This window comes from Shewanella sp. TB7-MNA-CIBAN-0143, from assembly GCF_040310065.1.
In the GTDB taxonomy this organism is placed as follows: Bacteria; Pseudomonadota; Gammaproteobacteria; order Enterobacterales; family Shewanellaceae; genus Shewanella.
In genome coordinates this window covers 22,446-35,869 of the sequence record NZ_JBEOPL010000016.1, presented here as the reverse complement: position 1 = coordinate 35,869, position 13,424 = coordinate 22,446, and the positions used below count along the sequence as shown (strand labels likewise).

12 protein-coding genes and 1 tRNA gene are annotated in these 13,424 nt (G+C 40.8%); 6 read left to right on the top strand and 7 right to left on the bottom strand.

Going from position 1 to position 13,424, the window contains the following annotated elements; translation table 11 throughout:
• Positions 1-38 precede the first annotated feature (38 nt).
• Together AAEY97_RS13900 and AAEY97_RS13895 are read right to left on the bottom strand one after the other, a co-directional pair.
• Positions 39-2,405 carry an ankyrin repeat domain-containing protein gene (locus AAEY97_RS13900; protein ID WP_350999445.1) on the bottom strand — a complete coding sequence of 789 codons (2,367 nt, stop codon included), beginning with the start codon at positions 2,403-2,405 and terminating at the stop codon, positions 39-41.
• A 306-nt stretch (positions 2,406-2,711) separates the two neighbouring features.
• Positions 2,712-2,801: transfer RNA gene (locus tag AAEY97_RS13895), tRNA-Ser, on the bottom strand.
• A gap of 339 nt (positions 2,802-3,140) precedes the next feature.
• Between AAEY97_RS13895 and punR the strand changes: the two genes are divergently transcribed.
• The 6 genes from punR to AAEY97_RS13865 all read left to right on the top strand — a co-directional run bounded on the left by punR (position 3,141) and on the right by AAEY97_RS13865 (position 6,388).
• Positions 3,141-4,043: a DNA-binding transcriptional activator PunR gene (punR, locus tag AAEY97_RS13890; RefSeq protein WP_350999442.1), complete on the top strand. Its 903-nt coding sequence runs from the start codon at positions 3,141-3,143 to the stop codon at positions 4,041-4,043.
• Between the two features lie 217 nt (positions 4,044-4,260).
• Positions 4,261-4,920, top strand: a complete 660-nt coding sequence (locus AAEY97_RS13885; protein WP_101087639.1) for a Bax inhibitor-1/YccA family protein — start codon at positions 4,261-4,263, stop codon at positions 4,918-4,920.
• A gap of 65 nt (positions 4,921-4,985) precedes the next feature.
• Positions 4,986-5,375, top strand: a complete 390-nt coding sequence (gene tusD, locus AAEY97_RS13880; RefSeq protein WP_350999438.1) for a sulfurtransferase complex subunit TusD — start codon at positions 4,986-4,988, stop codon at positions 5,373-5,375.
• Between the two features lie 19 nt (positions 5,376-5,394).
• Positions 5,395-5,751, top strand: coding sequence for a sulfurtransferase complex subunit TusC (tusC, locus tag AAEY97_RS13875; protein ID WP_350999435.1), 357 nt, complete (start codon positions 5,395-5,397; stop codon positions 5,749-5,751).
• Positions 5,748-6,056, top strand: a complete 309-nt coding sequence (gene tusB, locus AAEY97_RS13870) for a sulfurtransferase complex subunit TusB (protein WP_350999432.1) — start codon at positions 5,748-5,750, stop codon at positions 6,054-6,056. The genes tusC and tusB overlap by 4 nt, the downstream gene beginning before the upstream one ends.
• On the top strand, positions 6,050-6,388 hold the full coding sequence (locus tag AAEY97_RS13865) for a TusE/DsrC/DsvC family sulfur relay protein (protein ID WP_350999429.1): 339 nt from the start codon (positions 6,050-6,052) through the stop codon (positions 6,386-6,388). The genes tusB and AAEY97_RS13865 overlap by 7 nt, the downstream gene beginning before the upstream one ends.
• A 500-nt stretch (positions 6,389-6,888) precedes the next feature.
• Here the strand turns inward: AAEY97_RS13865 and serS are convergent, their stop codons facing one another.
• From serS to AAEY97_RS13840, 5 genes are read right to left on the bottom strand one after another with little or no spacing between them, the layout of a single operon-like run.
• Positions 6,889-8,175, bottom strand: coding sequence for a serine--tRNA ligase (gene serS / locus AAEY97_RS13860; protein ID WP_350999426.1), 1,287 nt, complete (start codon positions 8,173-8,175; stop codon positions 6,889-6,891).
• 18 nt (positions 8,176-8,193) lie between these two features.
• Entirely contained in the window at positions 8,194-8,568 is a 375-nt protein-coding gene (crcB, locus tag AAEY97_RS13855) for a fluoride efflux transporter CrcB (RefSeq protein ID WP_101087633.1), read from the bottom strand.
• Entirely contained in the window at positions 8,561-9,892 is a 1,332-nt protein-coding gene (locus tag AAEY97_RS13850) for a replication-associated recombination protein A (RefSeq protein WP_192116059.1), read from the bottom strand. The genes crcB and AAEY97_RS13850 overlap by 8 nt, the downstream gene beginning before the upstream one ends.
• A gap of 8 nt (positions 9,893-9,900) precedes the next feature.
• A complete protein-coding gene (gene lolA, locus AAEY97_RS13845; protein ID WP_182743712.1) occupies positions 9,901-10,545 on the bottom strand; it encodes an outer membrane lipoprotein periplasmic chaperone LolA in 645 nt (214 codons plus the stop codon).
• 2 nt (positions 10,546-10,547) lie between these two features.
• Positions 10,548-13,205: a DNA translocase FtsK gene (locus AAEY97_RS13840; protein WP_350999422.1), complete on the bottom strand. Its 2,658-nt coding sequence runs from the start codon at positions 13,203-13,205 to the stop codon at positions 10,548-10,550.
• Positions 13,206-13,424 lie beyond the last annotated feature (219 nt).

The window sequence follows — 13,424 nt, the reverse complement described above, 5'->3', positions numbered from 1 at the left end:
TGACTTCAACCTAACCCCTAAACAATATCAAACCTCAATCAAACTGCATTTATAGTCTGACACTGCAATTGACCATTGTATTTAGCATTAAAAAAAACAAATGGTGAGTTAACTTCTTCAATAACATAATCATCTAAGTCGTATGTATTAATCGTCTCTATCGAAGTATTCTTATCCAATGACTTATTGTCTATTCTATTGTAATTGAAAGTTATATTTTGGAATAACACATCTAGAGATGTGTGATCATTTTTAGCGCGCAGTATCAATATTTTTCTATTTTGGAAGAAAAATCTTAATTGGTTGTTACCCGCCAGAACAGCACTACAAGTCTGTATTAATCCATCATCGAATTGGCTTATAATCTTATTTTTTCTAGCGGTACTTTTGGCCAACATCCAAGCATTGATATATGAGTAAATAGCTGGTTCAGCGCAATAATATTGACCGTCATACGTAATGGTATAGCCGATATCAGTATTAAGCATTTTTACTTGATGCTGTTCACAGGCTAGTCCTTGATTAAACCATGCATTAGCCACAGTTTTACTATTTTCACTATGTTTAATTAACCAGTTACTGACTGATAATGAATGACCAAATTGGTTATTTTTTAACGCGATTAATGACATATCACTGAGTGCTTTCTCATTTTTAGGATTAATGCTCAATGCCTTGATTAAATACTCATAAGCATCTTGTACTTTGCCCTGTGGATAAGCCGCTATAGCCGATTTTATTTGATTTTTTTCTACTTTATTTAATTGTTGTGAACTTGGAGGCGTAAGCCACTTTTGTACAGTTAACTTACTTTCTTGGGGAATATGACTATTTATCTCAGCTGATGCTGTATCGGTATATCGATAGAACCAATCCAATGGTGTTTCTTCTGTCATTGGGTAATTATGATGGTTCTCAGCTTTCATATAAGTTGCAGCACCATTGTCTATTAATAACTTAATAAAATCAGGAGAAGCATACCTTACCGCATAATGAAGAGCCGTCATTTTGAAGGTGCTTAACGCGTAATAACAAGTATCATCAGGTATTGTGGTATTGGCGACGGTATTAGCCCCGTGTTGAATAAGCAACTTGGCGGACTCTAATAAGTTATATTGAGCCGCGTACATCAAAGGTGTTTTACCAAATGCATTACTGTGATTGGGACTTATACCCTGTTGCAATAGATATTCTAATACTTCAGGTTGGTTTATCGCTAGGTTTAAAATACTTTCTTGTGCTTCTTGCGAATAGTAAGTTTTTGCGATGCTGTCGATATCACTAGCAATAAATTCAATTGTTTTTATGGTATCTAACGATTGTTTGGTAATAATTGCATTTCTTAGATTGAACTCACCTGCGGAAAATTCAGGGTTATACATATAGAACCCAAAACCTGCACTAATTGCTGATGTTAATGCAAGCTCAGCTATTTCATCGGATTGTTGTTTATACCAATGATTCGCCTGTTGATAAAATTGCGAAAGCGATTTTATCGAGATAGCTAACTGATGTTTATAGCCATTAAATGCTTTTTGCTCAGCGACACCGGTTAATGACCACCTTTCTAAATCGGTTATCATTTTAGAATAATTACCGTGACTATTTTTACTTTCTCTACTTTCGCCCCTCATTGCCCAGGGGCGAGTTAATGTCAAACTCAGTTTATGCTTAATGGCATTTCCCCAACGCCAACGAGTATTCATTCGCCCACATGAAGAGCCACTACCTTGACTTAAAGCCAGAGTCGATTGATACAAATCATCAAAACTTTTCATCGCGCTGAAATAACTATGCTCTTTGTTGAATGGCACTACTGTTGCTGTTAAGTTTATTTCGCAAGCTGGTGCCCATGTTGCGTTTGGGCTAAGACGATAAACAAATAACTGGCCTATATCAGCGCCATAATGTCCTAAAACAAACATATACGGGATATTTGTGCCCGACTGTGCGTATGTATAACCATAGCTCATTGCGGGTGGTGCGTTTTTGGCTAGTGCTGCAATTTGCTTGGCGGTTAACTCAATGAATGATGAAGTAGACACTAGCGATTGCTGCCTCTCACACGCTCCACTGCAGCCACTATGCAAATAATTATAGAGATAGAATTCTTTACCGTAAGCATACAGGCTTGTTAAAGAGTCTCCTCCTAATATTGTCCAATCTAGTATTTCTCCCGTATTTACATAGCCATGCCCTCTAACGCCATAAGCTGCGCCCCAATCGATATCTGAGTAGAATTTTGATTGTGCATCTTCCAACAAGGATTGACATGCAGGATCATTATCTGTGATTAAACTCGGCTTATTCCAAGCTGAGGTTACTTTTACAAAGGGCGTTTTCTCAGAAGATAAAGAGTGACAAGAAAAAACAATTAAGCAGAGGGTTAATAAGCAACGTAACATTAATATCATCCATAATATTCAATACAACCAATTGGATGTCATCCTAAAGATGATAAACAGTAATAACAATATTTATTTTCAAATAGATAGCATGCGCATTGACACATAGACTTTGGGTTTTAGCTAATAAAATTAATCGTGACACCTGCAGTTAATCTGTAATTCATGATGATACTTTTTCGTCTTTGCCTTAAATCTTGCGGAGGGATAGCTTGCTTGTAATAAAGAGGAACCCGTGGGTTCAAAGTCCTATCTTTCGCCCAAATAAAAAGGCCTTATCTTTCGATAAGGCCTTTTTATTTAATGTGGCGGAGGGATAGGGATTTGAACCCTAGAACGGGATAAACCGTTGCCGGTTTTCAAGACCGGTGCATTCGACCACTCTGCCATCCCTCCGAGCGGGCGAATAATATGACAATGACTGTTTTGTGTAAAGGGTAAATTGCAAATAATTTGTTAAGTGGTGATTAAACACTCAAGTTAACTGTAATTGGTGTATCGATATGGATTATTCGCTAACAGCTAAGCCTCTATACTGAGGATGAACACAATATGTGGTTTGAAGTGTTCTTAAACGAGCTCAACGGCAGTTGAATTGTGCTTATCAACTTAAGCTGACCATTTTTGTCATTTAAAATGTGATTAAACAGCTGATAGCGGCGACTTTGCTTGATTTGATTAGGCTTAATGTTTACCTTTACTGCAAGTAATTTTGCCAATGCCAAGGATAGCGAGATGCTTTCAGAACAAGCATTCGAGATGATAGATATTGTTGCCCGTGTGGGCAGTTTTACCGCCGCAGCCAATAAATTGAATAAAGTACCGTCTGCAGTGAGTTACGCCATTAAACAGATTGAAGATGACTTAGGGGTAATATTGTTTGAGCGTCACCATCGCAGTGTCAGTTTGACGCCCGCGGGTGAGCATTTTGTGGCGCAGTCGCGCGAGATAATGACTAAATTGAACAACATTAAACGTGATACTCAGAAAGTGGCTAATGGCTGGCGCCCTTCTTTATCTATTGCGATTGACAATATGGTTCGCGCAGACAAAATCAGTAGCTTGATTGCTGATTTTTATCGCCACTTTACCGACATTGAATTGATTATTCGCTTAGAAGTTTATAATGGTGTGTGGGAAGCATTGTCGACGGGTAAAAGCGATATCGCCATTGGAGCAACCTCAAGTATTCCTGTTGGTGGCACTTTCAAGTCGCGCGATATGGGAATGATTCAGTGGTCTTTTTTAGTCGGTAAAAATCACCCGTTAGCCAAAGCAGAGCATGCGTTAACCGATGATGAATTATTACAATATCCGTCAATTTGCCTGCAAGACACGGCTCATAATATTGCCCACAGGCCAAATTGGTTGTTAAATAACCAGCGCAGAATTGTGGTACCTGATTGGATCAGAGCAATAAATTGTTTTAGAGAAGGCTTAGGCGTGGGTTACATGCCATATCATTTGGCCGATATTTTTATTAAAGCCGGCGCGCTAATAGAAAAACAACTTGCCACCCCAAAGCAAGACACAGCCTGCTGTTTAGCTTGGAATAATGCCAATATGACGCCTGCTATGCAGTGGGTATTAGATCATCTCGGCGATACCGAAAAATTAAAAAAAGAGTGGCTTAGTTAAACCTCTTTTGCAAAATAAGTTTTTGTTAATAACATTACTTATACAAACGTTTATGTTAAATTAGCGACTATTAAGATGATGTTTGTTATGAATTAATTTTTGTTTAATGTACATTGCTTACGCTATACAAAAGGATTTAGCTTCAGAGTGAAATATATTTTTGTGAAAGATATTTTTCTCGTTGAGCAAATCATTGAGTTAACACCTGGAGACGATAATGAATCAACAATCAGTTATATCACCTAGTCTATCGACTACTGATGTCAACAAAATGCTAAAAAACACTTATATGCTGCTTGCAATGACATTGGCATTCTCTGCTGTTACTGCAGGTTTAGCCATGGCAATCAACATTGGTCCAATGATGTCGATAGGCTTATCGCTTGGTAGCTTAGTGTTATTATTTGTGACCCTTAAAAAAGCAGACAGTGCAGCCGCTATATTTTGGGTGTTTGCCTTTACCGGTATGCAAGGTGCGTCGCTCGGTTACATTCTTAACCATTATGCTGGTATGGCAAATGGCCCTGGCTTAATTATGCAGGCCTTAGGGTTAACCTCTATCATTTTCGTGTCGCTTTCAGCGTATGCGTTAACCACTAAGAAAGACTTCTCATTTATGCGCGGCTTCTTATTTGCGGGTTTATTAGTGATGATTGGTGCGATGGTCATTAATATATTCGTCGGTAGCTCAATATTATTTATGGCAATGAATGCAGGTATTGCGTTGCTAATGACAGGTTTCATTCTATATGACACTAGTCGTATCGTGAATGGCGGCGAAACAAACTACGTTCGTGCGACTATCTCATTGTACTTAGATTTTTTGAACTTGTTCATCAGCCTGTTACATTTAATGGGTATTGGCAACGACGATTAATCGTCGATAGAGTTCATTGACAAATTACGTTAAAATGACCCTACATTAGGGTCATTTTTTTTATCATGAGCAAATTCATCATTCAAGTAAACGGCAGCGTTTATGGCTCTACGGCCAGTTTTCGTGCGTTATCATTTTGTCAAAGTGCATTAGCCAATGGCCATCAAGTCATCAATGTCTTTTTCTATCAAGATGGCGTAACCAACAGTAATGCCCTCACCTGTCCTGCATCTGACGAAATTGATATGCATTCCAATTGGCAATCATTGTCATCACAACATTCAATACCGCTAACCAATTGTGTGTCTGCAGCGCTGCGTCGTGGTGTGTTGTCACAACAAGATGCTGCTGAAAACGGTAAACCACAATGGAATAGCAGTGAGGTATTTACCATGGGCGGTTTGGGTGAATTAGTGGTCGGTATTGAACAAGCTGACAGGTTGATTAGCTTTTAACGTATTAGTGGAAAAGACAATGAAATCACTGGCAATTATGTTTAGGCATGCACCATTGGGCACTACAAGTACCCGTGAAGGGCTGGATTTTGCCATGCTCAGTGCCAGCTTTGAACAACAAGTGAGTATTATATTTACCAATGAAGCGGTATTACATTTATTAGCAGGCCAAACACCTGAGCAAGCAGGTTCTAAAGATTATGTGTCGGCGTTTAAAGCGCTATCTCTTTACGATATTGACACCGTGTTGGTTTGTGCAGAGTCAATGCACACATTAGGATTACAGCCCAATGACCTTAGTATTGCAGCCACAGTGGCGACGGCTGAGACGATTACCCAAACCCTGCAAGCGGCTGACGAGGTGTTAGTATTTTGATATTACATCATATCCAGACGTCAGTAATGACTGACGACGCCTTGACTACATGCTTACGCTATATTCACCCTAACGACAGTATTTTATTGTCTAGCGATGCGGTGAATTGTTTATTACAAACCCAGTGGCAACAGCGTTTAGTGAACATTACTCTGTTTGTGCTACAAGATGATGTTGTTGCACGGGGTTTATCCGATCGCTTGACGATTATGTTAGCCAATAAGGCTGCGGGCTCTTTTGATATTATTGATTATTCACAATTTGTTGAACAATCTTTGTTACACGAGAAGGTGATAACTTGGTAAACTTTTTTGAATTTAATGGCCAACAAATCGAAACCGATCATCAGGGCTATTTAAAAAATGTAAATGACTGGCAAGAGCCTATGGCAATTGCGATTGCTGCCACTGAGAACATTCAGTTAACTGAGCAACACTGGGAAGTTATCCGTTTTGTGCGTGATTTTTATCTAGAGTACAAAACCAGCCCAGCTATTCGTGTGTTGGTCAAAGCGATAGGCCAACGATTAGGAGCAGATAAAGGTAACTCAAAATACTTATATACTTTGTTTCCGATTGGCCCAGCGAAACAAGCAACAAAAATAGCAGGATTACCCAAACCGGCGAAATGTTTATAGCTGATTAGTACTGACAAAAAAGCCCGCTTAAGATAACTTAAGCGGGCTTTTTAAATGGCTAACCTTGACTGAGGCTATTTTGGAAATATATTTTCTATCACTATAAATGCTGCTTGAGCTAGTTGAACAATTACCAACAAAATAAAAAAGAAGATAACTGATAAATAGATAAGCCTACGATTATCACGCCGACTTGAACCCATTACTGGTTGTACCAACCCTTATAAATATGTGACCTACTCAAACTGAGTGACACAATTTCCAATGCAACGTAAAAATAAAATATGTGCTGCGATACGGTAACCCCATTAACACGATTTACGGATTACGGGGGTTACTCAACGCGCTACAACATACAGGTCTTTTAAGGCCACGAATGCCTAAAGCTCTATCTTGCACAAGACTGACAATTAACACCCTAGCCACACTAAAATGGACTGCGGCTAGGACTATATCAATTGGCCAATCATATTAGCTAACTATATAATTAGCGCTTAACATTAACCAATCAGACTTAAACCGCCCATGTATGGACGTAATACTTCGGGTACTGTAATGGTGCCATCTTGATTTTGATAGTTCTCAAGTACTGCTACTAACGTTCGGCCAACCGCTAAACCTGAACCATTTAAGGTGTGCAATAAAGCAGGTTTGTTGTCGACTTTGCTACGGTATCTAGCTTGCATTCTTCGCGCTTGGAAATCTTTCATATTTGAACAAGATGAAATTTCTCGGTAAGTATTTTGCGCTGGTAACCACACTTCGATATCAAAAGTTTTACTTGAACCAAAGCCCATATCACCAGTACATAACACCATAGTGCGGTACGGTAAGTTTAATAACTGTAATACTTTTTCAGCATTGGCAGTAATTTCTTCTAGTGCTTGCATTGAATGATCAGGGTGAGCAATTTGCACTAACTCAACTTTGTCGAATTGATGCTGACGGATCAAACCACGGGTATCACGGCCATAAGAGCCCGCTTCACTGCGGAAACATGACGTTAACGCCGTCATTTTCATTGGCAGCTCACTTTCGTCCACTATCATATCGCGCACATAGTTGGTTAATGGCACTTCAGCAGTTGGGATAAGTGATAAACCCTGGCCTTCTTCAGTAGCGGGTTTAGTGTGGAATAAGTCTTCGCCAAACTTAGGTAATTGGCCTGTGCCTAATAAGCTTTCTTCGTTCACCAATAACGGCACGTAAGCTTCCGTATAGCCGTGTTCAGTGGTGTGAAGGTCTAGCATAAACTGACCTAAGGCACGATTTAAACGGGCAATTTGGCCACGCATGATAATAAAACGTGAACCGGTAATTTTAACCGCGCTTTTAAAGTCTAAACCGCCTAGTGCTTCGCCTAAATCTAAGTGATCTTTCACTTCAAAGTCGAATACCTTTGGGGTGCCCCAACGACGCACTTCAACATTGTCGTTTTCATCAGCGCCTACAGGAGCAGATTCGTCTGGCAAATTTGGCATGCTCATGGCAATACTATTGATTTGTTGCAACAACTCAGCAAGCTCAGCTTTCTTTGCATCTAGCTGCGCACCTAAATCACCCACTTGCGCCATAATGGAACTGGTATCTTCACCGCGCGCTTTAGCTTGACCAATCGACTTCGAGATCGCGTTACGCGATGCTTGTAAGTCTTCTGTAGCAACTTGTAGCGATTTACGCTTTTCTTCAAGTTGGGTCAAATTCTCGACATCAAGAATAAAGCCACGAGTGGCTAAACGCTCGGCAGTGATTTCCAGTTCATTACGCAAAAATTTTGGATCTAGCATGTTGTGAGTTCTTTTTAGTTAAACACGTGAAAATATAAGCTGTTGACCTAAATACACCATAAAGAGGCATAAGGTGACATTCAACAACACATTTAAAATAGCTTTCTGCCATAAGCCTTCTTGCAATAGCAGTAAGGTTTCATTCGAAAAAGTCGAAAACGTCGTTAATGCACCTAATAGACCAATGCCAATAAGCGCTTTAATTTCAGGGCTAATATGACTCAATTGCCCTAGCGCATAAACTACGCCCATTAAAAACGATCCCAATAGATTGACTAACAGTGTACCAAAAGGAAAACTGCTTCCAAATACCTGGATCATAAAAATTGACAGAAGATAGCGTAAAACTGCACCAATCGACCCACCTAATGCCACCAAGAACACATTAGTCATAGCGTTTGTCCTCGCTTTGTTGATCAAGTTGGTTTAATTGGGCCAATTTATCTTGAATGCGCTTTTCAAAACCTCTGTTAGTGGGTTGATAAAATTGACTGTGTTGCAGTGATTCTGGAAAGTAATTTTCGCCAGCAGCATAAGCACCAGGTTCATTATGTGCATAACGATACTCCTTACCAAAGCCGATGTCTTTCATCAGTTTGGTTGGCGCATTACGTAAATGGTTGGGCACAGGTTCGTGTCCGGTTTGTTTGGCTAACTCGCGAGCAGCACCAAATGCACTATAAACAGCATTACTTTTAGGAGCACTGGCTAAATACAATACTGCTTGCGCTATCGCTCGTTCACCTTCTGCAGGGCCAATGCGGTGATAACAATCCCAGGCATTAAGTGCAACGGTCATGGCTACTGGGTCGGCATTACCAATGTCTTCAGAGGCAATCGCTAATAAGCGGCGAGCAACATACAAAGCATCACCGCCACCTTCTAAAATACGGCAATACCAATACAAAGCGGCATCCGGCGCAGAGCCCCGCACAGACTTATGTACAGCTGAAATTAAATCGTAAAATTGATCGCCATTTTTATCGTAACCCGCAGCTTGATGTCCGGCGACTTGCGTCAGCATCTCGGTGGTAAACGCGCCAGCATCAGCCACTAAATCGCTCATTAATTCAAGCAAGTTAAGTGCTTTACGTGCGTCACCATCACTAATGTCGGCCAATTGCTTGGCTACATCTGCAGGTAATGTTAATTGGCGTTTGCCCAAACCACGTTCAACATCAGCTAATGCTTGAGTGACAATTAAGCTTATTTCGTCAGAGCTTAGTCGATTTATAAGGTAAACACGCGCACGCGACAATAAAGCGTTATTGATTTCAAATGAGGGATTTTCGGTGGTGGCACCGATGAAAATAACCGTGCCGTCTTCAATAAAAGGTAAAAATGCATCTTGCTGACTTTTATTAAAGCGATGAACTTCGTCGACAAATAATAAGGTTCGTTGACCACGACTTTGGGCAATGGCTTTAGCTTGTTCTATTGCGGCGCGAATGTCCTTTACGCCAGATGTTACCGCAGAGATACGTTCAACATGGGCGTTGGCATAATGGGCAATTAACTCAGCTAAGGTGGTTTTCCCCGTACCGGGTGGGCCCCATAACAACATAGAATGTGCTCGATTAGCCTCTAGCGCTTTACGCAGAGGTTTACCTTCACCTAATAAGTGTGCCTGACCTATGTATTCACTAATCTCCCTTGGGCGCATGCGAGCGGCCAAGGGGCGAAAATCTGGTGCAAAATCAAAACCTAAATTAGCCATCAAACAACCTAGTTTGTTTGCTTTAAACGTTGATCGTCAATATCAACGTTATCAGGTACGGCAAACTTAAATATGTTTGTCTCGTTATCTTTTACTTTGCGTTGCTGAGTTAACGCAAATTGACTGAGGTTGCCTTGCTCGTCGGTTAAGTTGAATTTAACTAACTGGCTCGCGTCAAAACACACACTCACAGCAACAACATTGCTGTTAAGTTTTTTAGGTTGAATATCAAAACAAGTTGATTTTCCGCTTACGGCACGCTTAGTGACCGAATACTTAGCCCATGTGGCTTCGTCTCGATGCACTAACAAGGCCATAGGAGATGCATCAACGGCTTGAGCAACATCCATCACAGTCACTTCTTCCGCAAAAGGATTATAAATCCACAAGTTAGCGCCATCTGCCACAATTAATGATTCGTCTGGCTGAGTTAAATGCCAGTAAAATTGATTCGGATATGCAAGTGCAAACACCCCGCTTCCGGTTTGAATAGGCTTACTGTTAATGTCAGTCACTTGTTGGGTAAATGTCGCATGCAAGCTGTCTATATTAGATAGCTTAGCGCGTAATTCGGTTGCGTCATCGGCCATTGCGGCAACGCTGCTTAAACTTGTGGCTAATAATAGGCTTAACACTGTAATACGTTTATTCATCATTAATTCCTCGGTGGTGGCGGCGCCAACACTTCACGATTACCATTGTGGCCTTGGGCTGTCACAATACCTTGGCTTTCCATCATTTCAATAATGCGGGCGGCGCGATTGTAACCAATTTTAAATTTGCGTTGTACGCTAGAAATGGAGCCGCGGCGAGTTTCGGTAACAAATGCTACCGCGTCATCATATAACGCATCCAACTCTTCTTCGCTATCGGAGGTTTCACCGGGTAACAGTACTTGTTCACCATCTGTAGCACCATTAAGAATTTCTTCAATATATTGTGGCTTACCACGAGCACACCAATCGGCTACGACTTTATGCACTTCATGATCATCAATAAACGCCCCATGAACACGATTTGGCAAACCGGTTCCTGGAGGTAAATACAGCATATCACCCATGCCTAATAGGGTTTCTGCGCCCTGTTGATCAAGAATGGTACGAGAGTCAATTCGTGACGACACTTGGAACGCAATACGGGTTGGAATGTTAGCTTTAATCAAGCCAGTGATCACATCAACCGATGGACGCTGTGTCGCTAATATTAAGTGAATACCTGCCGCACGCGCTTTTTGCGCGATACGGGCAATGAGTTCTTCTACTTTCTTACCGACAATCATGATCATGTCAGCAAATTCATCGACGACCACCACAATAGAAGGCAGTTTTTCTAATGGTGGCGCATCGTCTAGCATGCTTTCAGAAGACTTCCATAATGGATCGGGAATGTACTCCCCTTTGGCGGCTGCTTCTTTAATTTTAAAGTTGTAGCCTTTAAGGTTACGCACACCTAATGCCGACATTAATTTATATCGGCGTTCCATTTCACCTACACACCATCGCAGTGCATTGGCTGCTTCTTTCATGTCGGTAACCACTTCACACAATAAATGTGGAATACCTTCATACACCGACAATTCGAGCATCTTAGGGTCAATCATAATAAAGCGGACATCATCTGGGCCCGATTTATACAACAAACTGGTGATCATCGCATTCACACCAACCGATTTACCAGAACCCGTTGTACCAGCAACTAATAAATGCGGCATTTTGCCTAAATCAACGACCACAGGCTCACCGGCAATGTCTTGTCCTAACACCATAGACAATGTCGATTTGCTGTCTTTAAACGCGGCAGAATCGAGTACATCGCGCATAAACACTGTTTCACGGAACTTGTTCGGTAATTCTAGGCCTACATAAGCTTTACCAGGAATAACTTCAACTACACGCACGTTTTCAGATAATAATGAACGGGCTAAATCTTTCGATAAATTGGTGATTTTAGACGCTTTAACGCCTGGAGCTAATTCAAGTTCAAAACGAGTAATCACAGGTCCAGGATACACCCCTACTACATTGGCGATAATGTTAAAGTCGGCCAGTTTTGTTTCAACCAATCGAGCAACTTGCTGCAACTCAGCTTCACTTATGGGGTTTTTCTTACGATCAGGAACATCAAGTAAGGTAATGCTCGGTAGCGGATCCATTTTTTGACGCGCTTGTTGAGGGGTTTGGCCATCAATTACCACAACGCCATCCACAATTCGGACATCTTTTTTCGGCTTTTGCTGAGCGACTAATGCCCCTGTTGAATGAGGCTTATTAAATGCTTCCTCAAAAGGTTCATCTGCGATATCTAGATTATTAATTGCAGGGCTATCATTAACGCCATCATCATTGTCGTCATCAATATCAAAATCGACATCATCTTTAGTCGCGACCCAAGGTGCAAAAGATGTGTCGTCATTATCGAGTTGCATCGACGGTTCTTGGCGATCATCTATATCAAATTCATCGTCATCATTGTCTGATACGTTAATATCTTCAGCAGGTTTAGCCTTGCGGCTAAAGAAACCGCGTTTTTTCTCAACAATAGGTGGCGTCTCTATTGCTGGCTTAATATGAATTGGCACTTTGACTGCCGATTTGCTTGGCTTATCCAGTGAGGGCTCATTTTGTAGATCAATTTCATTACGGCGTTGGGTAAACTTATCCACTAATGACATAAAACCTTTGGTATCTTCGGTCTCACGTTCACGTTTAAATAATCGTGGCAATGTCCATATTTTCTTAGCTAACCAGATAGAACCTAAACCCGTTAACTCAATAATGGTTAACCAACTCACGCCTGTCGCTAAGGTGAAGCCTGCACCAATAAAACACATTAATAGTAATGTGGTACCGAGCTTATTAAAATACGGCAACATGGCTTGACCAATAACGTCACCTGCAACACCACCGGCTGAAAACACAAACATATTCTCGGCATTCATACTGACCAGCGCAGCTAACGCCAGCAACATCAGAATAAAACCAATAATTCTTAGGCCAACAGAAAAATAATCTATTTCGAACACTCGATGCGCGCGATTAAAAATAAACCAACCGGTTGTGGCTATAATCATGGGAATTAAAAAAGCGATGAACCCGAAGAAATAAAACAGCACATCTGCTGTCCAAGCACCTACAGCACCAGTCCAGTTGTGTATCTCACCTTGGAAATGCGACTGACTCCAGCCAGGGTCACTTGGATTGAAACTGGATAATGCCAATAGAATATAGGTTGCAACCATGCAACATAATATAAGACCACCTTCAAGTAGCCTTTGTAGGCCACTGAGTGTTTTAAGACTATTTTCCTGAGTCAAACGAAAGCATCCATAAAAAAGTGAAAAATAAGGGTTAAGATAACAGAATATCACTGTATTTGCAGTGATTATGCACCTTGAATTAATCAAGCTCAATCGATTGTTATGTCGAATTAATCAAGAAACATAAAAGCATTGATGATGGTAGTCAAGATGATGATTTTATATACAAAAAATGTTTAGTTAGCGAAAAAGATGAACATAGGCAACAACAGTCAT